The organism is Hyalangium minutum (genome assembly GCF_000737315.1).
In the GTDB taxonomy this organism is placed as follows: domain Bacteria; phylum Myxococcota; class Myxococcia; order Myxococcales; family Myxococcaceae; genus Hyalangium; species Hyalangium minutum.
This window is the reverse complement of record NZ_JMCB01000013.1, coordinates 219,416-245,990: the sequence shown is the minus strand read 5'-3', so window position 1 is coordinate 245,990 and position 26,575 is coordinate 219,416. Positions and strand designations below refer to the sequence as shown.

Here is a 26,575-nt window from a genome sequence, read left to right as displayed (position 1 = left end):
ACTCGGGGGCAGGCGTTCAGTCATGGCCAGTCCGCCCCCAGGCATGCCGCCGGACCGGGCTTCAGGTAGATAGAGAGACAGGAGCCCCTCCCCTTCTCCCTGAACCCTGGAGCACGCCGTGATTGATCTGCACTCCCACACCACTGCAAGCGATGGACAGCACTCCCCCGACGAGCTGCTGAGCATGGCGGCTGCAGCGGGGGTGACGGTGCTGGCGGTGACAGACCACGACACGGTGGCAGGGCTGGCGGCGGCGATGGCGGCGGCGAAGGCCCGGGGCCTGGAGCTGGTACCCGGCATCGAGCTGTCCGCGTTCGTGCTGGGGCGGGAGGCCCACATTCTGGGGCACTTCCTGCGGCCGGAGGACCCGGACATCTCCCAGTTCGCCGACAAGCTGCGCATCGAGCGCGAGCAGCGCATGGAGCAGATGGTGGAGAAGATGCGCAAGCTCGGCTTCCCGGTGCGGATGCAGGACGTGTACGCCATCGCGGACAAGGCCCACCTGGGCCGGCCGCACCTGGCGCGGGTGCTGGTGGAGAAAGGCTGGTGCGTAGATACAAAGGAGGCGTTCGACCGCTTCCTGGGAGACGGACGCCCTGCGTGGGTGGACCGCTACCGGCTGGACGGGGTGGACGCCATCCAGCTGATCCGGAACGCGGGCGGCACCGCGACGCTGGCGCACCCGGGCACCTCGAAGATGAACCGGATGGAGATCGCGCAACTGGCGAAGGCCGGGCTCTCGGGGCTGGAGGTGTACCACTCGGACCACAACCCGAGCGTGCGGGAGAAGTACATGGCACTGGCGAAGGAGTTCGAGCTGGTGCCCACGGCGGGCAGCGACTTCCACGGAGAGAAGGTGGCGCCGGGGCGGCATCTGGGCACGGCCTCCATGCCCCCGGAGCAGTTCCAGAAGCTCCGCTCCCGCGCTGCCATTTCTTGAGGGGCGTGACGAGCGGCTCTCTCTTCAGACGTTGCCTATCTCACACCTCATCGCATGACTGCCTACCAAGCAACACCGGGGGGGAGGCTTGAAGGGATTCGGACGTAAAAACTTCCTGGTGGGATTCCGCTTCTGAACGACGGTACACAGTCTCCCTCGCGGAAAGACTTTGTGAACGCGCCAGGAAACATGGGTGAGCGGCCGCCTCCCAAGGCGACCATCCTCAACGTCAACGATCACCCTGCGACCCTCTACATGGTCAGCCACATGCTGCGCATGGCCGGCTACCAGGTCCTCGAGGCCAAGAACGGCAAGCAGGCCCTGTCCATCGCCGAGGGCAGGCCGGACCTCGTCCTCCTGGACGTTCACCTGCCCGACATCGATGGCTACGAGGTCTGCCGGCGCCTTCGCAACCATGAGGAGACCCAAGATCTCCTCATTGCCCACCTCTCCGCCGTCTCCGTCCAGCGTGAGGACCGCATCCGGGGCCTGGCTCACGGTGCGGACGCCTACTGGACCACTCCCATGGAAGAGGAGGAGCTCCTGGCCAACATCGAGGCGCTCCTGCGCCTCCAGAGCCGCGCCCAGGGCGCCATCCGCGAGCGAGACGAGTTTCTCTCCGTCGCCGCCCACGAGCTGAAGACCCCGCTCACCGCCCTGCGCCTCCACCTGGAGCGCACGCTCTACCTGACCACCCGCGGCGCCACCGAAACCATCCCCAAGACCACCGTCGAGAAGAGCCTCACCCCCGCCCTCCGCCAGATCGATCGGCTGCAACAGCTGCTGGACACGCTGCTGGACGTGTCCCGCGTCACCAGCCACAAGCTCCGGCTGGACATCAGCGCGTTGGACTTGGTGGAGCTGACCGGAGATCTGGCCCTGCGGCTCGAAGCCCAAGCCCGCGCCGTGGGCGTGGAACTCCAGTTCGAGCTGCACCACGAGCCCATCATCCTCTTCGGAGATCGGCTTCGCCTGGAGCAGGTGCTGACCAACCTGGTCACCAATGCCATCAAATACGGCGGCGGCCGGCCCGTGCAGATCCACGTGGAGGAGCGCCCGGAATGGGCCGTCATCCTCGTCAGGGATCATGGCATCGGGATCGCTCCTCAGGATCAGGCCCGTATCTTCGACCGCTTCGAGCGGGCTACCACGGCCCGTCAGTCCGAGAGCCTGGGGCTCGGCCTTTACATCGCCAAGGAAATCGTCACGGCTCACGGGGGGACCATCTCGGTCACCAGCGAGCCCGGCCAGGGCGCCACCTTCCAGGTGCTGCTGCCCCTGCGCCGGACCGAACGCTACTGAGGCGCTTCAGAAGGAGGGAGTGTGTCGTCTCAAGAGAAGGGGCACGGTGAGCAGGACCGCAAGGCCGAGCACAAGCGGCTCATCACCCGAGTGCCCCGGCTGGACTTCATCACCAAAGGCGGCCTGCTGAGAGGCTCCTCGTACGCCATTTTGGGGCCTCCCGGCTCAGGCAAGACGGTGCTGGCCAACCAGATCGCCTTCAACCATGTGAAGGAGGGCGGCCGTGCCCTCTACGTGACGCTCCTGACGGAGTCTCACGCCCGCATGCTGGCCAACATCGAGGAGATGACCTTCTTCGACCGGAGCGTCATCCCCGAAAAGCTCCACTACGTCAGCGGCTACCCCGAGCTGGAGAAGGACGGCCTCAAGGCCCTGCTGGACATGGTGCGACGCACGGCCCAGCAAAACCAGGTGTCCCTGCTCATCATCGACGGCATGGACGCGGCCAAGGAGTTCGCCCGCTCGGATCTGTCCTTCAAGCGCTTCCTCCAGGACCTGCAGGCCTTCACGAGCATCCTCGGCTGCACCACCCTGCTGCTCTCTCCGCACCAGGAGGGCGACACCCACCCGGAGAACACCGCGGTGGACGGTGTCTTCGAGCTGTCGCTCTGGCTCTCCGGACCGCGCGCGGTGCGGGAGCTTGTCGCGCTGAAGTTCCGCGGCAGCGACTCGCTGCTCGGCCGGCACGAGGTGGAGATCTCCGAGCGGGGGATAGTCATCCACCCCCGCACCGAGGTGCAGTTCGCCAACCCCCAGGAGGACAGCCCCGGGGACCGCATCCGCATGTCCTTCGGCATCCCCCGCCTGGACGAGTCGCTCCGGGGCGGCGTGCTGTCCGGCTCCACCACCATGCTCCTGGGCGCGCCCGGCACGGGCAAGACGCTGCTGGGGCTCCACTTCCTGCTCCAGGGCGCCCGCGAGGGCCAGCCCGGTGTCTACTTCGGCTTCTACGAGACGCCTCCGCGCCTGATGGAGAAGGCTGCGGGCGTGGGCATGAAGGACCTCAAGAAGTACGTGGACAAGGGCCTCATCGAGATCCAGTGGCAGCCCCCGCTGGAGCACAACATGGATTCGCTGGCCGAGCGGCTCCTGGAGCGCCTCCACGAGCGCAACGTGAAGCGGATCCGCCTCTTCATCGACGGCGTGTCCGGCTTCCGCTCCGCCGCCGTGTACCCGGATCGCATGGGGCGCTTCTTCTCCGCGCTCTCGCACCAACTGCGGATGCTGGACGCCACCACGCTCTATTCCGAGGAGACGCCCCTGCTCAGCCCCGGAGTGGAGACCCCGCTGGCCGAGTCCGCCGCCTACGTGGAGAACATCATCCTGCTGCGCTACGTGGAGCTGCGCTCGCAGCTGTACCGGCTCATCTCCATCATGAAGATGCGCGAGAGCCAGTACGACAGCGGCATCCGCGAGTTCTCCATCACCGATGAGGGCATCCGCATGGCGGACACCTTCCAGAGCGCGGAGAACATCCTCACCGGCCACGCGCGCGTGCGTAACGGAGGCACGGACAAGAAGGACAAGGAGGTCTCCCCGCCCATGGAGATTTCTGAGGCGAAGAAGAAGGGCAAGCGGGGCGGCCTGCGGCGGCGGAGGCGCTCATGAAGACGGTGCTCATCGTCGATGACGAGCTGGACATCGCCGAGGCGGTCAAGGCGATCCTCGAGGAGGAGCGCTACCGCGTCTTGACGTGCGGCAACGGCCGCGAGGCGCTCAAGTGCCTGGAGGAGCACACGCCGGACCTGGCCATCCTGGACATCATGATGCCGGTGATGAACGGCTACGAGACGCTCAAGGCCATCCGCCAGAAGCCTGCCTTCGAGAAGCTCCCCGTCCTCATCATGAGCGCCATCGCGCCCACGGTGAAGCCCAAGGACCATGGGTGGTCCGGGTTCCTCAAGAAGCCCTTCTCCTTGCAACAGCTCCTCGACCAGGTACACACGCTGGTCCCCAAAGACTCGGATCAAGAGGAGCCGCGGTAGGCCTCGAGAGCCCTCTCGGCGGCGCTCGGGAGCGGACTCAGGACCGCTCGTCGCGGGCGACCTTGAAGCGGCTGGTGACGGCGGTGAGCCCCTCGGCCACCGCCTGCAGATCCTGAGCAATGCGGGTGGTGCGGCCCGTGGCATCCACGCCCTGCTTCACCAGCTCGGCCACGTTGCGAGCGCCCTGCACAGCCTGCTCGCTGGACTGGCGCTGCTGCCGCGTGGCGATGGTGATCTGCCGCGCCGCCTCGCTGGTACCGCGCGCCAGCTCGACGATCCGCTCGAACACGGAGGAGGCCTGCTCGGCCACCTCCACGCCGCGATCCGAGGTGGCCATGCCCACGCGGGCCTTCTGCGCGGCCTCCTCGCCGGAGTCCTGCACCTTCTCGACGATGCGGGCGATGTCTCGCGCCGAGCCGGACACGTTCTCCGCCAGCTTGCGCATCTCCGCGGCTACCAGCGAGAAGCCGCGGCCCACCTCGCCCGCCTTGGTGCCCTCGAGCGCCGCGTTGAGCGCCAGCAGGTCCGAGCGCTCCGCCACCTGGTTGATCACCTGGGCGATCTTCCCCACCTGCTGCAAGTCCTGGTTCAGCCCGACGATGGCCTCGGCCACGCCCTTGGCCTCGATGCGGATGTCGTTGATGCCGGCCACCACCTGCGCCACTACGGCCATGGCCTCGGCCACCGCCTCGTGCGTGCGGCGCGCGCTGGACTCCACCACCTCCGTGGAGCTGGAGATCTGCTCGGCGGTGCGACTCAGCTCCTCAAAGGTGGCGGCGATCTGCTGCGCGTACGCCGCCTGCTGGCTGATGACGTGCTCCTGATCCGCCGAGGCCCCCGTCAGCCCGCGCGAGGCGCTGGACAGCTGCTCGGTGCGGGACACCAGCTCCGCCACCGTGCCGCGCAGCGTGGTCAGCATCTCGCTGAACGACTGCGCCATCTGCTTCACCTCGCCCGCGGCCGTCGTCACCTCCAGCGTGCTGCGGGACACGTCACCCTTGGCCACCTCGATGGCGGCCTCCGTCATCCGCGACACCGGCTCGGTGATGGCCCGGCCGATGAAGAAGGCCAGCGCCAGGCCGATCAGCGCCGCGGCGCTGTAGACGAGTCCGCCGGACAGCATGAAGGCATTGACCTCCTCGTGGTGCACCACCGAGGCATCCATGCCCACGAGGTAGGCGCGCCCATCCGGCAGCGAGCAGCTCACGATCAGGGTGCCCTCGAGGAACGCGTCCGCGCACCCCTCGCCGCCCTTCAGGGCGGTGCTCCCGAGCGGCAGGTTGCCGCGCTGGATCAGTGTGCCGCCTGCGGGCTCGAGCACCGCCTGCATGGAGACGTTGCCGCCCTTCTCCACCTGATCAAAGAGCTGCTGAAAGCGGTCCGTGCGCAGGGCCTCGGGCTCCGAGAGGATGGCGGCCGCTTGTTGCTGGGCCAGCAGCCCCACCGCGAGACCCCGCTCCTTCAGCCGGTGCCGGCCGATCTCCATCTGCTTCCGCGGGAAGTAGAAGCTGGTGAGGGCGGAAATGACGATGGTGGGCACCAGCACCGCGAGTGCCACCTGCCACCGTAGACTGAGCCGACCCCACATGCCCTGGTTCTCCCGAGTTCGCGCGACGGTGCGACGGTAGGCGCCTGGACCCGAGAGCGTCAAACACCCCGTGCGTGCCCGGTTGCTCCCTCCCTCACCTGCCACCGTCCCCAGGGGCGTGGCCGAAGAGGCGGGATCAGGGTCAGGGTGCCTTTTCGCTGTTATCTCAACGGTTTACGGTGTGAGGAGACCGAGTTTCCCTTTGACAGAGGTGGCGGGTGTCACTAGGGTCCGCCGCCGATGGAAACTCCTCTCACCCCTTATCTGCCGCTGGCAGTGGTGCTGCTGCTGTCTGGCGTGCTGGCGCTGATCATCCCCACCCTCGCCGGCTTGCTGGGCCCTCGGCGGCCGAGCGCGGTCAAGTCGATGACCTTCGAGGCCGGCTCCGAGTCCAGCGGCATGGCGCGGCAGCGGTTCGCGGTGAAGTTCTACGTCGTTGCGCTGCTCTTCATCGTGTTCGACGTCGAAGCCGTGTTCCTGTACCCCTGGGCGGTGAACTTCCAGGCGCTCGGCTGGTTCGGCTACACCGAGATGGTGGTTTTCGCTGCAACCCTGGTGGTGGGCCTTATCTACGTTTGGAAGAAGGGCGCTCTCGAGTGGGAGAGCTGAGGAACCATGGCATCTGAGATCGACAACGCTCCTGTGATTGCCACCCGCCGGGACGAGGCCATGGGCTTCTTCCAGCGGATGGTCTCCAAGGGCCTGGGCTGGGCCCGTAAGTACTCGCTGTTCACCTACCCGTTCGCTACCGCGTGCTGCGGCATGGAGTTCATGTCCGTGGCGGCCAGCCGCTACGACATCGCGCGCTTTGGCGCCGAGTTCCCGCGCTTCTCGCCGCGGCAGGCGGACCTGCTCATGGTGGTGGGCACCATCAACCTGAAGCAGGCCCCCATCCTCAAGCGCGTCTACGAGCAGATGACGGAGCCGAAGTGGGTGGTGGCGTTCGGCGTGTGCGCCTCGTCGGGCGGCTTCTACGATAACTACGCGGTGCTGCAGGGCATCGACCGCATCATCCCGGTGGATGTCTACATCCCCGGCTGCCCGCCGCGTCCCGAGCAGGTGCTGGACGGCCTGATGCTGCTGCAGGACAAGATCGGCCGGCAGGTGCACCGGATCGCCGACAAGGGCGAGCCGAATGCCACCGCGGCCCAGCACAACCTGCTGGCCTCGATGAACAAGTAGCGCGCCCCTCGGGGTGTGAGGCTCCAGGGCCCCGCGTGGCTCCCTTGGTGGAGGGAGCGCCGGGGCCCTTGGCTTTGCGGGCTACCAGCGGTGGTAGGCGGGGTGGCCCGGCTTCACCGCCACGAAGGTGCCCCGGCAGGTGGCCGTCACCTTGCCGTTGGCGGTGAGCGTGCCCTCGATGACGGCGCGGTCCTCCTTGAGCTCCACGGGCTTCGCCTCGAGCCGCACCAGGCCCATGGGCGTGGGACGCTTGAGCTGGATGCTGTAGTCCGCCGTGACGGTGCAGGGAGGCGAGTCCGCTCCTGCCTGCTTCATGAGGTGGTAGGCCGCCGTCCAGTTGCAGTGGCAGTCCAGCAGCGAGCCGATGATCCCGCCGTTGAGGACACCGGGGAAGGCCTGGTGGTGCTCGGAGGGGGTCCACTCGGCGACCACGAGATCGCCCTCCGCCATGCTGCGAATGCGGAGGCCCTTCTCGTTGGCGGGGCCGCAACCGAAGCAGGCGTTGTGAGGGGCGTAGCGCTCCTGGAGGCTCTGGGTATTCGTCGTCGACATGGGGCGGCACCCTACCCCAGCCCGAAGTCAGGGAGCGCGGCTCAGCACCGCGTCCAGCCAGGAAGACAACACCGCGGGCTCCGCGCAGTCGCCCACGCACGTGCGCTTCGTGGAGCCGTCCGCCTGGGGGCGATCCACCAGCCAGCGCTGCCCGTCGAAGGCGCCGCGATCCTTCTCTCGGACCATGGCGTCGTGGGCGGAGCCGTCCACCTCCACCACGCCATCCTGGCGGATGCGGTAGGTCTCGAAGCTGCGAGGGGCTCCGGGCCAGTGGCCTGGATCGAAGATCTCCGGGCTCACGTGCGTGAAGCCCGTCTCCGCGTAGAGCGGCTGGGGCTGGAAGGGCTCTCCGCGCAACAGAGGCGCGAGGGAGACGCCATCCACGTCGCTCGGGAGAGATGGGAGTTGGGACAACTCCAGCAGCGTGGGGCCCATGTCCAACAGCCGGACGAGGGTATCCACACGAGCGGGGGCCTGTTGGCCTCGGGGGAGCTTCACCGCCAGGAGCACACGGTTCTCCTCCTCGGAGAGCCGGGCGCCGTGCACCGAGGTGGCACCTGCGAGGTCCGGCCGGTCCGCGTGGAAGCTCTCGCCGTGATCCGAGAACAGGACGATGAGCGCGTCGTCGTAGCGTCCGGTCCGCTTCAGCGCGTCGAAGAGCTGACCCACCTGTGCATCGGCCTGGGCGAGCAGCTCGTCATAGAGCCCCTCAGCACCGGCCCGGTTCCAGGAACCGGCACCTCCGGCGGCGCCGGGCACCACCGGGGAGAAGTGCATGCGCAGCCGGCGCTCGATCGGCTCGGAGGGAGCCACGAAGCGCCGGTAGAAGGGATAGGTGGGGTCGCCCGGGAAATGCGCTGCGGTGGCGTGGAAGGCGAACAGTGTGGGGCCTTGGGAGGCCTCCAAGACGAGCCGCGCCGCGAGCCGATCCGCGTAGCCGATGGGATCGTGGATGCCCGCGAGGGCGCGGTTGTCGATGAACTCGGGCAGCCACGCGGCGCCGAGCCGGTGATCGGCGAACAGGCCCACGGCGCGGTAGCGGAGTTTCTCCAGCAGGAAGTTCACCGCGCCCCGAGGCGGCTGGAGGCGCGTGGCGAAACCGGAGTCCGGGCCCTCGGCGTGGAAGCGCGAGCAATCCGTGGCAAACACGGTGCGCCAGTGGGCATCCGCGAAGCGCGCAGGAAAGGTGGAGGTGGGGATCCAGCGGGACTCGGCCGTGAGCGAGTAACGGACGCCGGTGCGATGCGGCCAGCGCGCGGTGAGCAGTGAGCGCCACGCGGGTTCCGTCTGAGCGATGGTCGTGTACGCGCGGGTAAAGAGCGTGGCGCCCTCTTCCACGAAGCGATCGAGGTGAGGCGCCACCGCGCCTGTGCCTCCGAGCGCCTTCAGCCGATCCGGGCGGAACGCATCCACCCCGATGAGGACAACGAGCGGATGTCTCTCTCCACCCGAGGGTGTCCGGGAGATCCACGCCCCGAGCAACCCCACCGCCACCACGGCCCCACATGCCAAGCCCAGGGAGCGCTGATGTTCGCGAGAGCGCCAAGCAAGCCAACCCAGGGGAAGAGCGAGCCACAGCCCCACGGTCACACGCGGGTGCCAGGGCTGGCCATGGTCCACGAGCCAGCCCAGCACCGAGCGCAGCGCGGGCAGATCATCGAAGAGCGCGGGCCGGGCGATGGCGCGATCCCAGGCCAGCAGTGCGAGCAGCACGAGCCAATGAGGGATCACCCACGCCAACCGCTGCCGTCCCCACGCGCGAGCGAGCCCTCCAGCCAAGAGCCCGAGCACGGCGCCGCCAACCCCATACACCGCCGCGACCCGAGCGAGCAGCCCTGGCAGCAGCGGCCGGATCGCATTCATCAGCGCCGCATAGGGCCCCTCCACATCGATGCCCACGCCCACCAGTCCAGCGCTGAGCAACCGCTCCGTTTCCAGAGCAAACAACCCCAGCCCCAGCCCAGCGCCTACGAGAGCGGCGAGGAGCGTCCAGAGAAGGAGCCTGGGAGCAACACGGACGGACATGGCGACGAGCCGCGTGTACCTGAAAAGCCCTGCGTCCGCCATGGCTCCCCTACCGCCGTGAGTTACCTGTTTCCGGCAGCGTGGCCCTGTCCGTTGACTCTTGGTACGGTCATCAGTGCTCGCAGGAGGGGATGATGCGCTGGCGTGACGCAGGAACGCTCCTGGTGGTGCTCTGGATGGTGACTGGCTGTCCTTCAGAGTTTGGCAAGGAGGGTCGTGTCGCCAAAGCCGTCCATCAGGACACCCTGGAACTCGTCCGTAAATATTGCGACCAGAAGACGTACGACGAGCTCTGCGGCGGCGGTAAGGAAAACACGCCGGAGTGTATCAGGACATGCGGGTGAGCTGGCGTCCCCTGCTGGCGACTCTTGCCAGTCTGCTGCTGCCAGTGCCCCTCGCCATATTATTGGGCGGCGTGCTACGGCCCACCCTTCCTGAAAAGGGCGCGGGTGGCAGGCGTATCAGCCCAATGCTGACCTCAGAGGAGCGCGCGCAGTTCCTAACGTACCGCCGCAGCTGCGGGGCCGGTCAGCCGTGTGAGCCTCCTCTCGGGTGCGTCACCGAATTGCGCTACAGGCGGCAGATCTGCACCGACAGTCAGTGCACCGCAGACTCGCAATGCCCCGACGGCCAAGTCTGCCACACCATCGCCACGGTGGAAGACGGCCCCTTGGTGCGGTACTGCGTACCCTTGGGCGTTCGGCAGGAAGGGGAGCCCTGCTATGTGTTGGGGGAGAGCCGCGACGATGCCTGCGCGCCGGGATTGATTTGCGGCGGCCTTCGCAAACCGTGGTGTGCTCGGCCCTGCAAGACAGAGGATGCCGCAGCGTGTCCCGCTGGCTTCTTTTGCGCGGACACAGCGCCAGAGCCGGTGTGCTTGCCTACGTGTGAGACACGCGGGTGCCCAGAGGATCAGCACTGCGTCCGGTACGAGGAAGGCGTCTCCGTGTGCGCGCACGTTTATGGCCCCCAGTGCCAACAAGCTCCCTGTCCGCGAGGCGGCGAGTGCGTGGTGCTCCGAGAGCCCGCCCGTCCCGATAAGGCGTGGATGGAGTGCCTGGAACGGTGTGGTGAGGATTATCCCTCGTGCAGGGACGGATTGATCTGCGACGCATGGCGGTGCAGGCCCCCGTGTGATCCAAAGGATCCCCACGCGTGCATTGAGGGCTACGTCTGCAGGCAACACAGGCCAGACCGGCCCTTTGTCTGTCAGCCGAATTAGGCCTCCTACCCGTTCGGCTGCGATGACTGCGGCGTCGAAGGGTACGAGACTCGCCACGCCTGAGCCTACTTGAGCCTACCCACCTGGTTCTGTTTCCCAAAAGCTCACCAACCGGACAGACGAGCCCTCTTAGGAGGTACGCAACGTGCACGGTCGCCCAACCCGTGCCACAGTGTGCCAGCGGCTGACACGGACAGCGGGAGGGACGCCCGGCGTCATGAAGGAAGCGGCAGCGCCCACTACCGAGCAGAGCCTCTCGCGGGCACTCGACACTGAGCGGGCGCGAAATGCGCTCCATCTGTCGTGGGTGCGCTTCCTCGCCGTCTCTGCCGTCTTCGCCGTCACCCTCTACCTGGGCTTCCTGCGCGGGCTCGCCGACTGGGCCATCTACTCCACCCCCTTCGCTGCGTACTGGGCCGTCACCGCACTCGTCCTGGGCGGCGTCTACCACTTCCAGTGGATCGCGCGCTGGTCCGGCATGACGCTGGCCCTCGTCGACGTCCCCGCCATCTTCTGGCTCCAGACCCTGTCACTGCCCCTCTCCCCCTCCCCAGGCGGCGTGGCGGGCTTCACCCTGGGCATCTACGTCTGCCTCATCCTCCTGTCCGCCCTCTCCCTGCGCCGCCTGGGGACCTTGGCGGTCACCGGGGTCGCGGCCATCACGGAGGTGCTGCTCCAACAGCAGGCCGGCATCGCCATCGGCGCGCAGGTGGCCGCCGTGGTCGTCCTGGCAGCCAGCGCCGCGGGCGCCTCCCACCTGCTGCTGCGCATCCGCGCCCTGCTCTCGGCCGTCACGCGCGAGGAGCTCAAGCGGGCCCGGCTCGGCCGCTACTTCTCCCCTGCCGTCGCCGAGCGGCTCCAGGATCTGGCCATCTCGAAGACCCACCCAGAGCTGCGCGAGGTGACGCTCCTGTTCGCCGACATCCGGGACTTCACCGCCCTCAGCGAGCGCCTGCCCCCCCAGCAGGTGGTGGCCATCCTCAACGAGTACTACGGGCGCATGGTGGAGGTGGTATTCCGCCATGGCGGCACGCTCGACAAGTTCATCGGCGACGCACTGATGGTGTACTTCGGCGCTCCCATCGCGGATGCCGAGCATGCCCGGCGGGGCGTGCAGTGCGCCCTGGACATGGTGGCCGAGCTCGAGGCCGTCAACGCCGAGCGCGCCGCCCGGGGCGAGCCAGGCCTGCGAATGGGTGTAGGTGTCCACACTGGGCCCGTGGTGCTGGGCAACATCGGCTCTTCCACCCGGCGCCTGGAGTACACCGCCATTGGCGACACCGTGAACCTGGCCAGCCGCATTGAGCGCCTCACCAAGACGGCGGGCGCCCCCGTGCTGGTGTCCCGGACGACCCGTGAGCAGGCGGGAGAGGCCTTCCTCTGGCGAGAGGCCCCCCCGGCCACCGTCCCCGGCAAGACGCTGCCCGTCTCGCTCTTCATTCCCGAGCCCCACGGATCCGCCCGCCCTGGGGGCACCTCCGCCGCCGCCTGAGGCCCCCTCGCTTCTAGCGCGCGTAAGTGCCCTACATGGCTGGGGGTTTTACGTTGACGCTGCGGGCTGCCCTCCCTATAAAGCCGCGGATTCTTCTGCCATTGGGGCCCCCTTTTGAGCACATTCGCGTTGGACAGGGTCTCCGCCCACCTTCCGGAGGCGGTCGCGGAGCGCTACGACGACAGGGCCGGCGGCGCCTGGGCCGTCATCCATGCTCAGCACCTGCCGAAGGTGGCGGCGTATCTCCGCAATGATCCGGAGCTGAACTTCAAGCTCTTCGGCTCCATCGATGCCGTGGACCGGCTGCACCTGGCCGAGAGCGATCCGCGCTTCGAGATCATCTACATCCTCTACTCGCTCACGCGAAACGAGCACGTGCGCCTCAAGGTGCGCGTCACCGAGACGACTCCCGAGGTGCCCTCGCTGGTTCCTCTCTACAAGGGCGCCAACTGGTGGGAGCGCCTCACCTACGACTTCTACGGCATCAAGTTCGTGGGCCATCCGGATCTGCGCCGCATCCTCATGTACGACGAGTTCCAGGGGCACCCGCTGCGCAAGGACTACGCCCTGCGCGACCGGCAGCCGCTGATCCCCGAGCGCCCCATCAAGGACATCTTCCGCGGCCCCGGCACCAGCGGCCTCTCCTGAAGCCCCGGCCCCTTTCGCCTTCCGAGGACTCTCCTCCATGTCGGACCCTTCCAAGCAGCCTGAAGCGCCCAACCCGGACACCGACGCGTACGCCCACGAGTCGGAGCTGGAGGCTCACCTCCAGCCCAAGCGGATGTACATCAACATGGGCCCCTCTCACCCCGCCATGCACGGCACCGTGCGCATGAAGGTGGAGCTGGAGGGAGAGACGATCATCAAGGCCGACCCGGAGATCGGCTTCCTCCACCGAGGCTTCCAGAAGAGCTGCGAGAACGTCACGTGGACGCAGTGTCTGCCGTACACGGACCGGCTCAACTACAACTCGGCGATGATGAACAACTTCGGGTTCCTCAACGCCGTGGAGAAGCTCATCGGCCTGGAGATCCCTGAGCGCGCCCAGTACATCCGCGTGATCGCCTCCGAGCTGCACCGCATGCACGATCACCTCACGTGCGTGGGCGCCACGGCGCTGGAGCTCGGCGGGTTCGCTCCGTTCCTCTACGCCATCGAGGGCCGTGAGCTCATCATGGACCGCGTGACGGAGCTGACCGGCGCGCGCCTCACCACCAGCTACGGGCGCGTGGGCGGCCTCAACCGCGACCTGCCCGAGGGGTGGATCCCGAAGACGATCAAGTCCCTGGACAAGATCCAGGAGCTCCTCGTGGAGGTCGAGGGGCTGCTGATGAAGAACCGCATCTTCGTGGACCGCATGAAGGGCACCGGCCTCCTCTCCGCCGAGGATGCCCTGGACTTTGGCTTCACCGGCCCCTGCCTGCGCGCCGCTGGCGTGGACTACGACGTGCGCAAGGCCAAGCCCTACTGGGTCTACAGCCAGCTGGACTTCGATGTGCCGGTGGGCACGCACGGCGACAACTACGACCGCTACATCATGCGGCTCGAGGAGATGAAGCAGTCGGATCGCATCATCCGGCAGGCGCTGGCCAAGCTGCCCAGCGGCCCCATCATCGTGGATGACTGGCGCATCGCCCTGCCGCCCAAGCCCGAGGTGTACGGCACCATCGAAGGTGTCATGTCGCACTTCAAGCTGGTGATGGAGGGCATCCCGGTGCCGCCGGGCGAGGTGTACGACAGCACCGAGGCGGCCAACGGCGAGCTGGGCTGGTACCTGGTGAGCGACGGCGGCGGCCGGCCCTACAAGGTCCACGTCCGCGCGCCGGGCTTCCCCATCCTCTCCGCCATTCCTCAGATCATCGAGGGGAAGATGCTGGCGGACCTCATTCCCACCTTTGACATGATCAACATGATCGGCGGCGAGGTCGAGCAGTGAGCGAGAACGACACCAAGAAGCCGACGGGTGACGCGCAGCCGCCCCCGCCGGGCGCGCCCACGAACTCTCCGGCCGCGAAGATCGGCCCGGAGCCCTCCAACCCGCCTGCGGGCCCCAAGGCGGACAACCCGCCCGTGGCTCACAGCAGCACCACGCCGCCCAAGCCGCCTCCGGGCCCCGCCGGTGGCCCGCCCAAGCCGCCTCCGCCCAAGAACCCGGGCTTCGTCACCTGCACCATCGACGGCATCGAAGTCGTCGCCAAGCCGGGGACGAACATGATCGAGGCCGCCAAGTCGGCGGGCGTGGAGATCCCCTTCTACTGCTACCACCCGCGCCTCTCGATCGCGGCCAACTGCCGCATCTGCCTCGTCGAGGCCTCCAACGCGCCCAAGCTGGTGCCCGCGTGCCAGACGCCGCTGGCCGAGGGCCAGGTGGTGAAGACCACCACGGCCAAGGTGAAGGAGAACCAGCGCTCGGTGATGGAGTTCCTGCTGCTGAACCACCCGGTCGACTGCTCCATCTGCGACCAGGCCGGTGAGTGCAAGCTGCAGGACTACTACATGAAGTACGACTACCGCCCCTCGCGCCTGGAGGGCGGCAAGGCCCTGAAGAACAAGCGCAAGGTGCTGGGACCTCATGTGGTTCTGGATCAGGAGCGCTGCATCATCTGCACCCGCTGCGTGCGCTTCATGAACGAGATCCCCAAGGAGCCGCAGCTGGGCGTGTTCGGCCGCGGCAGCCACGAGCGGATCGACGTGTTCCCGGGCAACGAGCTCAACAGCAACTACTCGCTCAACACCGTGGACGTGTGCCCGGTGGGCGCGCTGCTCAGCCGGGACTTCCGCTTCCGCGCCCGCGCGTGGTTCCTGTCCGCCACCCCGTCCGTGTGCACCGGCTGCTCGCGCGGCTGCAACATCTACGCGGACTGGATGTCCCAGGATACCTACCGCTTCCGCCCACGCGAGAACGAGCAGATCAACAAGAGCTGGATGTGTGATCAGGGCCGGCTCTCGTACAAGGCCCTGAACCTGGATCGCGTGCTGAGCGCCTCGGTGGGCCGCCGCGCCACGCAGGCTCCGAACACCGTCTCCCCCGCGCTCACCCGCGTGGAGGCCGCCAAGGCCGCCGCCCAGCAGCTGCAGCCCCTGGCGGGCACCCAGCAGCTGGCGGTGCTGGCCTCGCCGGTGTGCTCGAACGAGGACCTGCTCGCGGGCCTGTCGTTCGCCAAGAACACCCTGGGTGTCTCCGAGGTGTACGTGGGCGGCCGTCCGCAGGGCGCCGCGGACCACTACCTCATGACGGCGGACAAGAACCCCAACCGCAAGGGCCTGGAGTTCATCGCCAAGGGACTGGGCCTCACGCTCAAGCCCTTCGAGGACCTGGTGTCCGGGCTGAACTCGGGCAAGGTGAAGGGCCTGTACGCCATCGGCACCGAGGTGCCGGGTGACGCTGCGGCCTTCGCGCAGGCTGCGGCCAAGGCCGAGGTGTTCGTCGCCCAGGCGATGAACGAGTCTTCCCTCACCGCGCAGGCCACCGTGGTGCTGCCGGCCTCCGCGCACATCGAGGACGAGGGCTCGTTCGTGCAGCAGGACGGCATCGTCCAGCGCTTCCGCAAGGCCTACCCCTCCAAGGGCGAGGCGCTGCCGAACTGGCGCTGGGTGGCGGAGATCAGCAAGGCGATGGGCGCGGCCCAGGCCTGGAACTCCGCCCGCGACGTGTTCCGCGAGCTGGCCTCGAAGGTGGCCGAGTTCGCTTCATTCAACTGGGAGCAGTCTTCCCCGCCGGACCGTGAGAAGCCGGGCATCAACCCGATTCCCACTGGCGCCGACGGCCGTCCCCCGGGCTACCGCGAGTTCGGCACGCCCCGCGTGAGAGGGATCTAAATGGCTCGCATTCTCACTGTCCTCTTCGCCATCGGCTTCATCATCGGCCTGCTCGCCGCCGTGGTGCTCGGCACCTACGTGGTGGGTGGCCTGGCGGAGCAGTACCTGTTCACCGGCGCCAGCCGGCTCACGAACATCATCTTCCTGATGCTCCTGTTCGTGATGGTCATCGCCACGCTGCTCACGCTGGCCGAGCGCAAGTGGAGCGCGCTGATGCAGGACCGCATCGGCCCGAACCGCGCGCGCATCGCCCTGCCGGGCCTGAAGAACCGCTCGCTGGCGGGCCTGCCCTTCGTGGCGGCGGACTCCTTGAAGATGCTGACCAAGGAGGCCTTCCGGCCGGAGAACGCGAACAAGTTCCTGTTCAACCTGGGGCCTCTGCTGGCGTTCGGGCCGGTGTTCGCCCTGTTCGCCATCGTCCCCGCGGGCCCCTCGGTGCAGGTGTTCGGCCACAACGTGGACATGGTGGTGGCCACCCCGGACTTCGGCCTGCTCTACCTGTTCGCCATCGCCTCGCTGGCGGTGTACGGCACGGCGCTGGCCGGCTGGGCCTCCAACAACAAGTTCGCCCTGCTGGGCGGCGTGCGCGCCTCCTCGCAGATGATCTCCTACGAGGTGGCGCTGGGCCTGTCGCTGGTGGGCCTCATGCTGGCGTTCTCCTCCGTGCAGCTGCCGTCCATCGTCGGCGCGCTGGCGGCGGAGACGGGCAGCGAGGCCTCCGGCCAGGCGCGCTACCTGTGGCAGTGGACGGGCGGCGCCGCGGGCGAGGGCTTCGACTTCGGCCTGCCGACGTGGGGCATCATCCTGCAGCCCATTGGCTTCATCGGCTTCTTCGCGGCGGCCTTCGCCGAGACGAAGCGCGCCCCGTTCGACGTGCCGGAAGGTGAGTCCGAGATCATCGGCTACTTCGTGGAGTACTCGGGCATGCAGTTCGGCCTGTTCATGATCTCCGAGTTCGTCGAGGTGGTGGTGCTGTCGGGCGTCGTCGCGGCGCTCTTCTTTGGCGGCTACCACCTGCCCTTCGGCGGCGAGTGGGTGGCCAGCCACCTGCGGGACTACCCGCTGGTGTACGCCACGCTGATGGGGACGATCTTCTGGATCAAGGTGCTGCTGCTGTGCTTCCTGCAGCTGCTCATCCGCTGGACGTTCCCCCGCTTCCGCTACGATCAGATCCAGACGCTGGGCTGGAAGATGCTGCTGCCCGTGGGCCTGGCCAACGTGTTCATCAGCGGCGCGCTGGTGCTGTGGGATCCCTCGCTGCGCTACCTGGCGCTGTTCGGGCTCTTCCAGATTGGCGTGCTGGTGGCCCTGACGCTCTCCAGCAAGGAGATGGTCAAGGGTGAGCCCGGCCACGGCGGGGGCCACGGCGCCCTGGGCCACGGCGGTGGACATGACGCGCACGGGCTGCCGGGTGCGGCTCACGGCCACGCGCTGCCGGCGGCGGGCCACGCCTCGGCGACGCTGGGCGGGCACGCCCCGGCCCACGCAGGTGCACACACGGCCTCCACGCATTAGGCTTCCGAGGAAAGACAAGGACTGTCATGGGCTACAAGGCGACCCAAGATCCCCGCACGGATGTCCGCGAGCGGGCCTATCTCCCGGAGCTCCTCAAGGGGCTGGGCATCACCGCGCGCCACTTCTTCCGGAACCTCTTCGGAACGCGCGACACGAACACCTCGGTGGTGGACCGCAAGGGCACCAGCCTCATCACCACCGTCGAGTACCCGGAAGAGAAGATCCCCTACCCTCCCGGCTACCGCGGGCTGCACCGCCTGGTTCCTCGGGATGATGGCAAGCCGCGCTGCGTGGCTTGCTACATGTGCGCCACCATCTGCCCGGCGCAGTGCATCTACATCGAGGCGGGTGAGTACGAGCACGCGGACAAGGAGGGTGAGTCTCGCGTCATCGAGAAGTACCCCACTCAGTTCGTCATCGACGAGCTGCGCTGCATCGTCTGCGGCCTGTGCGTGGAGGCGTGCCCCAAGGACGCCATCCGCATGGACACCTACGAGCACACCAAGCCCGAGTACAACCGCCAGGGCTTCGTGTACGACATCCCCAAGCTGCTGAAGGGCCCGGCGGTGTCGCACCCGTCGGATCCGTGGAACAAGCGCGAGGGCTCCGAGGAGCCGCACCACGTGCACAAGGAGGCCCACACGCGCATTGGCGAGGGCCTGGTGCAGCTCAAGACGCCGCACGCCGTGGGCAAGGGCCACGAGCCCAAGCAGCTGCACGCGGGCACGGCTCCGAAGCACAAGTAACCCCACGCGCTGGGTGCTCCGGCCCGCCCTGCTCCCTCTGCCGAGGAAGCGGACGCGGGCCGGTGCCGTTTCAGGGGGCCGCTCGCCTGGCCGCCTCTTCCCCGTCTCTGGCAACTCCCGTAGGGTGAACCCGATGAAGCGCTACCGCCTCTCCGTGTGCAAAGGCATGGACTGCAAGGGCAACGGGTCCGATGCCGTGTTCGCCGCGGCCAAGGAGGAACTCGCCCAGCGAGCCCTCGTTCCGCGCTGCGAGGCGTACCGGGGCGGCTGCTACGGCTTCTGCCACATGGGCCCCAACGTGGTGATCCGCGAGGACACCGGGCGCAAGCGGGATCCGCTCTCTCCCGAGGACTTCCAGCTCATGGGCTGGCCTGGGGAGGTTTATTACTCGCGGATGACGCCCGAGAAGATGCGCCGGGTGGTGACCGAGCACATTGCCGAGGACAAGCCCATCCGCGAGCTCTTCGGCAACCCGGACGAGGATCCGTAGACCGCTCGCGCCTACGGGGGCGGGAGGAGGGATTGCGGTCCTGCCACCGGGGTGGGCAGTACGCTCATGGCCTCGTGGAAGCGCTGGGTTCGTGAAGCCACCGTCTCGGGTGTGGGCCAGGCCTGCGAAGGCCCGAGCGCCTTCAGCCGCTCCTCCACCACCGCCACCCGCTCCCGAGGCTGCGGGTGCGTGCGGCGCCAGGGGTGCTTGGCGGGGGCCTCCAGGTTGAGACGCTGGAGCAGCCCGGTGAAGGCTCGGGCGTCGTACCCCGCGGCCAGCAGAATGCGCACGGCAATACGGTCCGCCTCCAACTCGAGCCCCTCGGGGAAGCCCTCGCGGGAGAGGTTCGCCGCCTCCTCCGCCGTCCGAGAGCCTGCAGCGGCCGTCTGGCGCTGCAGCTTGAGACGCTGATTGAAGGACTGAAGCTTGGCCGAGGACTCCTGGCGCGCTTCGTAGTCACACAGGGCAGCCTTGATGGCTTCTACGCCGTGCCCGCGCTGCAGGTGGGCCAGCTCATGGGACAGCACCGCAGCCAGTTCCTCCTCGCTGCCCATCGCGCGCAGGAAGCCCGTGGAAATGAAGACGATGCCCCCGGGAGATCCCGAGGCCCGCGGCTCTTCCAGCGGCAGCACCTGGAACTGGTAGCCCGCGTGAGGCCAGGGGCGGTTGTCGAGGGCCCGCTCGGGTCCGCTGGCGCGATCCGGGCCGTTGGCGTTGCCTACCGCTGCGGCCACGAGCGCGAGGTACTGCCCGAGCTGATCCACGTAACGCGCCACCGGCTCCGTGGTGGGCAGCGGCTCGACGCCCAGCAGCGCAAGCTGACGCGCGGCGACGGCCTGGCCCAAGGTGGCCTCCTGCTCGGCGTCCAGCTCGTAGGCCTTGCGGCGCTCCAGGGAGCACCCGGTGAGCGAGGCCCCCATGAGGCCCACCCCCTTGCGCTGATCCAGCTCGCGGCTCAGCTGGCCCCGGCTTTCCTCGAGGCTCTGCTCGGCCCGGGCGAGCAGCGCAGGCGTGTTCCCCGCCTGGCACGCCGAGAGAGCCCCCGCGAGCACCCCTCCGAGCACCCAGGACGCACCCCTGCGCCGAGAGCGGCCCACGGCGTCACTTCTCCCCGACTTCGTAGACGCCATCCCAGTCCTCCGCCGGGGCGCTGACGAGGAAGCGACGGCACCGGCCCGCATACACGGCTGCGACGGTGTCCTGATACTCCGAGGAGCAGCGCTCGAACAATTCGAGCGCCTCGTTGAAGCGGCGCTGGTGATAGGCGGTCAACGCCTGCTCGTAGAGGCCGAGCTGCTCCTGCATGCGCGGAGAGATCTCCCCGTGGCGCCCGAGCAGCTCATGGAGACGGATGGGCGTGGGCTTGTTCTTCACCAGCACGCGATCCACCTCCCGGAAGACGTAGGCGTCGCGAGCGAGCTGGGCGGTCGCCTCCCCCACCAGGGCCACGGTGCCGTAGAACTTGTTGCAGCCCTCCAGCCACGAGGCCAGGCCCACGGCGTCGCCGAACACGGTGTAGTTGGACTTGAGCTCGGTGCCCATGTCGCCCACGACGACGTCGCCGCTGTTGATGCCAGCGCGGAACAGGATGCGCTGGCCGTACTTCTTCACCCAGGCCTCCTGGCGCTCCTGCACCAGGGCGTGCATCTTCAGGAAGGCGTCACAGGCCAGGTGGGCATGGCGATCGGTGCGCACGGGGGCGCCCCAGAAGGCCATCACCGTGTCGCCGATGTACTTGTCCACCTGGCCGCCCGAGGCACGCACCGCCAGCGTCATCTCCGTGAGGTACTCGTTGAGGAACTGGACGAGCCGCAGCGGCTCCATCTGCTCGGAGAGCCGGGTGAAGCCGGCGATGTCACAGAAGAAGATCGTCATCGGCCGGCGCTCGGGGTGCACCAGCAGGGAGAGATCTCTCGTGACGAGCCGGGCCACCTCGGGGCTCACGTAGCGGCCGAGCGCGTGGTTGACGAAGTCGCGGATCTCGTCCTCCGTGCGGACGGTGTACACGGTGGTGAGGAGGAACGTGGCCACCATGGCGAACTGCGGACCGGCGACGGCGATCCACAGCTGCTTCTCCACGAAGACGTAGCGGGCCACGAAGTAGTAGGCCACGAGCGCGGCCACCGCGCTGGAGAAGTAGAGGACGGCACCGAAGCCGGAGCGGAAGCTGCGGCTGAAGAAGAAGGCGATGGTGGCCCCGAAGAAGGCCATGCCCATCGTCAGGTACAGGTCCATCCGGGGCGGGGCCCGGACGATGCCCTCGGACTGAAGGATGTTCTCCAGCGACTGCGCGAGCACGGCGCCCCGAGGCGTCGTCTCGCCAATGGGCGTGGCGCGGTACTCGGTGGCATAGGTGGAGGTGTTCGTGAGGACGACGGCGCGCTGCTCGAGATCATGCGCCGAGCGCGGCGGCCGGCCTTCGCGGAGATCGAAGAGGTTGAGCAGGATGTTCCAGGCGCGGAGGGTGCGGAACACCGAGGCGCCCGCCGTGCGGCCCGCGTCTCCGGCCTCCCAGCGCGTGAGGCTGTAGCCCGTCTCGTCCATGGGGAACGAGTAGGCGTCGCCCACGGAGAGGCGGCCATCGGCGTAGCGGAGCTTCCGGGTGCCCGCCAGCTTCATGGCGGCGGCCAGGGGCTGCGAGGGGAGGATGTGGTGTTCGCCCTCGCGGGGCTCGTAATTGACGAGGTGGAGCATGCCCCGGACGACGCCATCGGCGTCCGGGAAGGCCGTCACCGAGCCCAGGAGGCTCTGGGAGCCCAGCAGTTGCACCACGGGGTGGCGCAGCGTGCGCACCTTCAGCAACAGGGAAGGATCGAGCCCCTCTACCTCCACCTCGGCCAGCGAGACGAAGAGATCCAGCGGAGTGATTCGCGAGGCGTCATCCGCGCTGCGGCGCTCCCGGACGAGGGCCGGGGCCGGGGGCGAGCCGAGCTTGGCGGCGAGCACCTGGCCTTCGCGCTCATCCTCGACGCCGGCCCACACCTCCACCCGATCTCCTGAGGGAATGAGGAAGGCGGGCCGCTGCAGGGCGAGCACCTGCTGGGCCTGGGTGCGGGCGTCGGCCTGTCCCGGGTGCGAGCCCACGCGTGCGCGGTAGGGCCACAGCTGGAACGAGGGCGGGCTGGCCCGGGGGACACTCCAGCTGAAGGCGAGCACGGAGCGGCCGGGATCCTGGCTGAGCCCCTTGCGGAAGAGCTCGTCATCGGAGGCCTCTTCGGAGCCCCCTTCGGCCTGAGGATCCTGGGTGAAGCACCCGCGCGGGCTCAACTCGGGGAAGAGCGTGTCGATCAACACGATGGAAGCGCCCTCCTCTACCAGCCGGCGCGTCATCCCGCCCATCACCTCGCGGGGCCAAGGGTAGGAGGCGAGCTCCCGGTGCTGGCTCTGTTGCGCGTTGCTCAGGGTGTCGTCGTCCACCGTCACGACGACGACGCGCTCCGGGTGCTGGGCATCCTTGAGGCGCTGCCGCTGGAGGGACTCCCCAAGGGCTCGCGCGCGGGCGTCATAGGTGAGGCTCTCGGGGCGCTCGATAAGACCCACCAGCCAGGTGAGGACCGTCTGCGGAGCCCCCTCTGAGTCCAGCTGCGTCCGCGGCACGCGGACGTAGACGAGCCCGCCAATCAGGGAGCCGAAGATGGCGGTCTGAAGGAGGGCAAACCCCAGCCGCTTGAGGAAGCGGCGGCCGGAGGACTGGACGGGGCGGCTCTGCACGGGGCCACAAGGATACCGCGCCCGCGCCTGTCGTGGGGGGGACTGATATGCTCTCTTGCAGGGCCGGGCTTCTTGGAAGGATTCGATTCAGATGAAACGCCTCTTCCTGCTTTCCGCTGTAGCCGTCTGCTGCCTTGCACCCCTGGCGTGCGATCTCGAGAAGACCGCGAACCAGATCTCCGCCGAGACGGTGATGGTGGGCACCCTGCTCTCCACACCGGATGTGGCCATCTCGCCCGAGGCCGTCGCGGGCCTGGACGGGGGCGTGCAGGCGGACGGAGGCCAGTCCTCCTTCACCCTCCCGGGCCAGACAGCGGCCGTGGTCTTCATGGGCACGCGCAACGGAACGAACGCCACCCCCGAGGGCCTGACGGGTGCCACGGTGACAATACAGACCAACGGCACCCAGAAGGTGTCCCTCACCAGCGACGGCTTTGGCTCGTACAGCCGCTCGAGCAACAGCGACGCGACGCTGACATACCAGAACGGGGCCACCTATGAATTCATCGCCGAGCGCGGGGGCGAGAAGTTCGTCGGCCAGGTGAAGGAGGCGCCCGCCCGGGAGAACATCCCCGCGTTGCATCCGGCGGCGGGGGTGGTGCGGATGGCGGCTAACACGGAGCTGGCGTTCGACCGAGCAGAGCCGGCCTCTGGGCAGGAGCGGACGCTGGGCTTCGTGACGGTGATCCCGGTGAGCGACAGCGGCCAGCAGGGCGAGCCCACCTACACGAACGTGCCGAAGGCTCCGCTGGACTTCATCAAGCTCGTCGCCGCGCCGGTAGACTGGAAGGTGAAGCGCGTAACGATCCCCGGCAGTGCCTTCCCTCTGCCGAAGCAGACGTACCTGGTCATCTTCCAGTCGGTTCGCACTGGGGGCCCCCAGTCGGAGAACCTCTTCCTGGGAAGCGCGCTGCTGGCCGGCACCGCGGACGTGGGCGTGGTGCACACGCAATAGCCCTGCGCGGCTCAGCCCCCGGAAGCGCTGGTCACCCGGCGCCTCCAGGCGGCAGGCGTGACGCCGTGGACGCGCCGGAAGAGGCGGATGAAGTGCGTCACATCCGCGTAACCCACGCGCTCGGCGATGATGTCCACGCGCTCGTCGGTGCCCCGGAGGCGCCGGCGGGCCTCGGCCATGCGGTACTCCAGGATCCACTCGCCGACGGTCCGCCCTGTCTCCCGGCGGACGACGCCCGCCACATGCGTGGGGGAGCGGCCCAGGGCGGCCGCCACCTCCGTCAGCGACAGCGGCTGGAGGCAGTGGGCCTCGATATGCGTGAGGGCACGTCGGGCCAGGCTGAGGCCCACGAGCTCGGGAGTGCTCTGGGGCGCCTCGATGCGTGACAGCTCGACGAGCACCAGCCGGAGCAGGGCGCGAAGGGCGTCGTCCCGTCCGGGCTCCTCCTGGGCAAGCTCCGCCTGGATGAGCTTGAACCAGTGCAAGAGCCGGCCGCGCTGAGCCGGAGAAGGCCGGAGCACGGGGTGGCACCCGCTGCGGATCCGGACAAAGGGCCCCAGGTGGACCGCGCTCTCGCTCCCCCACCCCGCGTCCTCCTGGGACAGGGCCTCGGGCCGGAAAGCGAGCGCCCATCCCTCGACCTCCTCGAGATGAGCCGGCCCATGCGGATCTCCGGGAGGAATGAGGTGAACATCTCCGGCCCGCAGCACCTGCTCGCCCGCGTGACGAACTCGCGCCTGGCCTCGTGTGACGAGGATGATGACCGCATAGGTGTGAACGGCAGGGCCAGGGGGGCCGCAGGGAACACGCTCCTCGTGCTCATAGCGGCTGACCCAAAGAGGCACCCGGAGCGATTCGAAGTCTTCGCGAGAGGGCTCGCGTCGTGGGCGCTGCGGTGCACGGGGACTGGGCATCGCGCCTTCGTAGCCAGAACCTCGAGGGGCCTCAACGGCTTCCATGCTCAGCGCTCTCGAGGTTGAGGGCATGGTTCAGCATGGAGGCGGCCGCACACCCGGCGGCGGCGGCGATCACCGCGCCTTGAAGACGCGTCGTCAGATCCCCGGCGGCATAAATGCCCGGGATGGAGGTCTCATAGTGAGCGTTCACGCGGACGCACCCCAGTTCATCCAGCGCGAGCCCGAGTTGCTGAACCACCCGTGACTGCTGTTGGGGAGGGGGCGCGAAAAGCACCTCCCGAGCCACCCGCGTCCCATCCTCCAACTCCACCGCTTCGAGCAACCCAGCCCTCGCTCCGTCCTCAGCTCCTGGGAGCAGCCGGCGGATGCGCCGCTCCTCGAGCTGCACGCCAGCGCGCAGGAGGCGCTCCCGCTGCTCTGGAGGGAGCTCGAAGCGCTGCTCGGTGAACACGGTGATGTGCGGGGACCACCCCGTGAGAAACAGGGCAAAGTCCAGAAGCGGCGGCTGGGTGGCGAGCACACCAAAGGCCTGCCCTTGGACTTCCCAGCCGTGGCAGTAAGGGCACTGGAAGATGCTCTTGCCCCAGAGCTCCCGGAACCCCGGCAGGTCTGGAAGCACATCCACCATGCCTGTGGCCAGCAGCACGCGACGGGCACTCACGGCACCTGCGCCCTGAAGAACCACCTGAAAGCCGGAGGCGAGCGTCTGTACGGCCTCCACGCGTGCCTCGCGAAGCTGGACGCCGTAGGGCCGCAGCTGCTCACGGGCGATCTGGCGGAACTCCCGGGGTGGCGTTCCGTCACGGGTGACGAAGCCGTGAATGTGCTCGGCCGCGGCATTCCGAGGAGGCCCGGCGTCGCAGAGCAGCACCCGCTTCCGGGCGCGGCCCAGCGTCAGGGCGGCGTTCAGGCCCGCAGGTCCGCCTCCGACAATCACCACATCCACGGTTTCCACATCCTGTCCCGTCATGCTCTGCCTCACGGAGGCCAGTGTCATGGGACATGAGTACGAGCGGACGGACTCCGGGAGGAGAGTGAATCCTCGGATGAAATCGGCGGATCCTCCGAGGCGCGGCAGCGGCCTGCCTCACCACCCCTCAGCCAGCCTCGATCTCAAGTTCGATCTTCTCTTCGAGCTTCAGCCGCAGCAGGTGGCCCGCGAAGCGCTCTGACTCCTCGCGGGAGAGGATATTGCGGAACGTGGCGCCGTCGGCGACCTCGACCTCCATCACGGGTCCACGTTGGAGCAGCCGGAAGAAGTCCTCTCCACCCTCGGGGCGAGGGACGAAGACGGGCAAGAACCCCTTGAGTGGCAATGCCCCACCGGGAGCCCCCATCCGCGCCCCCAGGGCCGTGGCATCAGGGCGAGTGCCCTGCATGTCCACGCCTTCATCCGGATAAAGGGGCGCGGGGGCCAGCGAGACGTCCTCGGTGGAGTCATCGAAGAGGAAGCCGTAGCGGGTGGGAATGCGTCCGGTGAAGAGAAAGCAGAGCAGCACGCTCTCGTCACCGCCAACCCGTGCCACGTGCAAAATGGAGCGCGTCACCCCCAGCTTGCGCAAGAGCAGCTTCAAGCTGGGGCGAGACGAGGCAAGGTAGCGCTGGACGCGATCGGTGAGCGTAGTGCGGATCTCATCGAAGCCCTTCTGATAGAAGGCCTCCGACTCCACCTCCCTGCGAGCCAGTTCCTCGCGAGCGTGCGCGAGCTTGGCTTCGGCGTTACGAAGGAAGCTCTCAGCGCCAGCAGGAAGCAAACCGGGCTCACTGCCAGGCCTGGGCTCGACGCCCGCTGCGCGAACAGCGCCCACGAGGAACGAACCCTGCTGATCCAGGCGCTCACGCTCCTCCTTGAAGCGAAGGCGGGCGGCACTGTGCTCCAGTTTCAGCGCGAGCCACGCCTCATAAGCCGTCTCCAGCGTCTCCAAGCTGCGCAACCGCGCAAGCACCGCCTCGGACCCCTCACGGCTCTCCCCGGGCACAGGGACCGCCGTCGGGAGTTCTCTCGATAGATCTTGGCGAGCCTCCGAGATTCCCTGCACAAGAGCAGGCGCTTCGGAACGCGTCGGTGCAAGCACGGGCCTCTTCCTGCCCGTCGTCACGATGGCGGAGGTCGTTCTCTTCGGCGGTGACGGGT

The 26,575-nt window shown here is 68.1% G+C and carries 23 protein-coding genes; 15 read left to right on the top strand and 8 right to left on the bottom strand.

The features are described from left to right. The first annotated feature begins 118 nt into the window (after positions 1-118). The 4 genes from DB31_RS29840 (at position 119) to DB31_RS29825 (ending at position 4,227) form a co-directional block, all read left to right on the top strand. The gene (locus DB31_RS29840; protein WP_044193717.1) at positions 119-940 is read left to right on the top strand and encodes a PHP domain-containing protein; all 822 of its coding nucleotides are present in this window, start codon (positions 119-121) and stop codon (positions 938-940) included. A gap of 189 nt (positions 941-1,129) precedes the next feature. Then, complete coding sequence (locus DB31_RS29835; protein WP_044193716.1) at positions 1,130-2,242, top strand: hybrid sensor histidine kinase/response regulator; 1,113 nt, start codon at positions 1,130-1,132, stop codon at positions 2,240-2,242. 21 nt (positions 2,243-2,263) lie between these two features. Next, on the top strand, positions 2,264-3,850 hold the full coding sequence (locus DB31_RS29830) for an ATPase domain-containing protein (RefSeq protein ID WP_044193714.1): 1,587 nt from the start codon (positions 2,264-2,266) through the stop codon (positions 3,848-3,850). Then, the gene (locus DB31_RS29825; RefSeq protein WP_044193711.1) at positions 3,847-4,227 is read left to right on the top strand and encodes a response regulator; all 381 of its coding nucleotides are present in this window, start codon (positions 3,847-3,849) and stop codon (positions 4,225-4,227) included. The genes DB31_RS29830 and DB31_RS29825 overlap by 4 nt, the downstream gene beginning before the upstream one ends. Positions 4,228-4,264: 37 nt before the next feature. Here DB31_RS29825 and DB31_RS29820 read toward each other — a convergent pair whose 3' ends face one another. Beyond that, entirely contained in the window at positions 4,265-5,815 is a 1,551-nt protein-coding gene (locus DB31_RS29820) for a methyl-accepting chemotaxis protein (protein WP_044193710.1), read from the bottom strand. Between the two features lie 240 nt (positions 5,816-6,055). Here DB31_RS29820 and DB31_RS29815 point away from each other — a divergent pair, with 240 nt between their 5' ends. Both DB31_RS29815 and DB31_RS29810 read left to right on the top strand, forming a co-directional pair. Continuing rightward, positions 6,056-6,424, top strand: coding sequence for an NADH-quinone oxidoreductase subunit A (locus DB31_RS29815; RefSeq protein WP_044193709.1), 369 nt, complete (start codon positions 6,056-6,058; stop codon positions 6,422-6,424). Between the two features lie 6 nt (positions 6,425-6,430). Beyond that, positions 6,431-6,997, top strand: a complete 567-nt coding sequence (locus DB31_RS29810) for an NADH-quinone oxidoreductase subunit B (protein WP_044193708.1) — start codon at positions 6,431-6,433, stop codon at positions 6,995-6,997. Positions 6,998-7,078: 81 nt separating this feature from the next. Here the strand turns inward: DB31_RS29810 and DB31_RS29805 are convergent, their stop codons facing one another. Both DB31_RS29805 and DB31_RS29800 read right to left on the bottom strand, forming a co-directional pair. Beyond that, the gene (locus DB31_RS29805) at positions 7,079-7,549 is read right to left on the bottom strand and encodes a PaaI family thioesterase (RefSeq protein ID WP_044193707.1); all 471 of its coding nucleotides are present in this window, start codon (positions 7,547-7,549) and stop codon (positions 7,079-7,081) included. Positions 7,550-7,576: 27 nt separating this feature from the next. Next, positions 7,577-9,496, bottom strand: coding sequence for a sulfatase-like hydrolase/transferase (locus tag DB31_RS29800; RefSeq protein WP_240486951.1), 1,920 nt, complete (start codon positions 9,494-9,496; stop codon positions 7,577-7,579). A gap of 209 nt (positions 9,497-9,705) precedes the next feature. Here DB31_RS29800 and DB31_RS29795 point away from each other — a divergent pair, with 209 nt between their 5' ends. The 8 genes from DB31_RS29795 (at position 9,706) to DB31_RS29760 (ending at position 18,858) form a co-directional block, all read left to right on the top strand. Then, entirely contained in the window at positions 9,706-9,918 is a 213-nt protein-coding gene (locus DB31_RS29795) for a hypothetical protein (protein ID WP_044193706.1), read from the top strand. Between the two features lie 1,095 nt (positions 9,919-11,013). Further along, positions 11,014-12,288: an adenylate/guanylate cyclase domain-containing protein gene (locus DB31_RS29790; protein ID WP_044193705.1), complete on the top strand. Its 1,275-nt coding sequence runs from the start codon at positions 11,014-11,016 to the stop codon at positions 12,286-12,288. A 129-nt stretch (positions 12,289-12,417) separates the two neighbouring features. Then, entirely contained in the window at positions 12,418-12,936 is a 519-nt protein-coding gene (locus tag DB31_RS29785; protein WP_044193704.1) for an NADH-quinone oxidoreductase subunit C, read from the top strand. A gap of 37 nt (positions 12,937-12,973) precedes the next feature. Further along, positions 12,974-14,224 (top strand): NADH dehydrogenase (quinone) subunit D, encoded by a 1,251-nt coding sequence (nuoD, locus tag DB31_RS29780; protein WP_044193703.1) that lies wholly within the window; start codon positions 12,974-12,976, stop codon positions 14,222-14,224. After that, complete coding sequence (locus DB31_RS29775; RefSeq protein ID WP_044193702.1) at positions 14,221-16,107, top strand: NADH-quinone oxidoreductase subunit G; 1,887 nt, start codon at positions 14,221-14,223, stop codon at positions 16,105-16,107. The genes nuoD and DB31_RS29775 overlap by 4 nt, the downstream gene beginning before the upstream one ends. After that, positions 16,108-17,622, top strand: coding sequence for a complex I subunit 1/NuoH family protein (locus tag DB31_RS29770; RefSeq protein WP_044193701.1), 1,515 nt, complete (start codon positions 16,108-16,110; stop codon positions 17,620-17,622). A 26-nt stretch (positions 17,623-17,648) separates the two neighbouring features. After that, a complete protein-coding gene (locus tag DB31_RS29765) occupies positions 17,649-18,368 on the top strand; it encodes a NuoI/complex I 23 kDa subunit family protein (protein WP_044193700.1) in 720 nt (239 codons plus the stop codon). 133 nt (positions 18,369-18,501) lie between these two features. Continuing rightward, positions 18,502-18,858 (top strand): (2Fe-2S) ferredoxin domain-containing protein, encoded by a 357-nt coding sequence (locus DB31_RS29760; RefSeq protein ID WP_044193699.1) that lies wholly within the window; start codon positions 18,502-18,504, stop codon positions 18,856-18,858. A gap of 11 nt (positions 18,859-18,869) precedes the next feature. Here DB31_RS29760 and DB31_RS29755 read toward each other — a convergent pair whose 3' ends face one another. Further along, complete coding sequence (locus DB31_RS29755; protein ID WP_169787112.1) at positions 18,870-19,988, bottom strand: M48 family metalloprotease; 1,119 nt, start codon at positions 19,986-19,988, stop codon at positions 18,870-18,872. After that, a complete protein-coding gene (locus tag DB31_RS29750; protein WP_083968826.1) occupies positions 19,960-22,569 on the bottom strand; it encodes a CHASE2 domain-containing protein in 2,610 nt (869 codons plus the stop codon). Before DB31_RS29750 ends, DB31_RS29755 begins: the two co-directional genes overlap by 29 nt. A gap of 91 nt (positions 22,570-22,660) precedes the next feature. On the opposite strand from DB31_RS29750, the gene DB31_RS29745 reads away from it, so the two are divergent. Beyond that, a complete protein-coding gene (locus DB31_RS29745; protein WP_205628584.1) occupies positions 22,661-23,524 on the top strand; it encodes a hypothetical protein in 864 nt (287 codons plus the stop codon). Between the two features lie 11 nt (positions 23,525-23,535). Here the strand turns inward: DB31_RS29745 and DB31_RS29740 are convergent, their stop codons facing one another. The 3 genes from DB31_RS29740 to DB31_RS29730 form a co-directional block, all read right to left on the bottom strand. Further along, the gene (locus DB31_RS29740) at positions 23,536-24,438 is read right to left on the bottom strand and encodes an AraC family transcriptional regulator (RefSeq protein ID WP_044193697.1); all 903 of its coding nucleotides are present in this window, start codon (positions 24,436-24,438) and stop codon (positions 23,536-23,538) included. A gap of 31 nt (positions 24,439-24,469) precedes the next feature. Next, the gene (locus DB31_RS29735) at positions 24,470-25,411 is read right to left on the bottom strand and encodes an NAD(P)/FAD-dependent oxidoreductase (protein ID WP_044194021.1); all 942 of its coding nucleotides are present in this window, start codon (positions 25,409-25,411) and stop codon (positions 24,470-24,472) included. Positions 25,412-25,538: 127 nt separating this feature from the next. Next, positions 25,539-26,387, bottom strand: coding sequence for a hypothetical protein (locus DB31_RS29730; protein ID WP_338034327.1), 849 nt, complete (start codon positions 26,385-26,387; stop codon positions 25,539-25,541). Between the last annotated feature and the right edge of the window lie 188 nt (positions 26,388-26,575).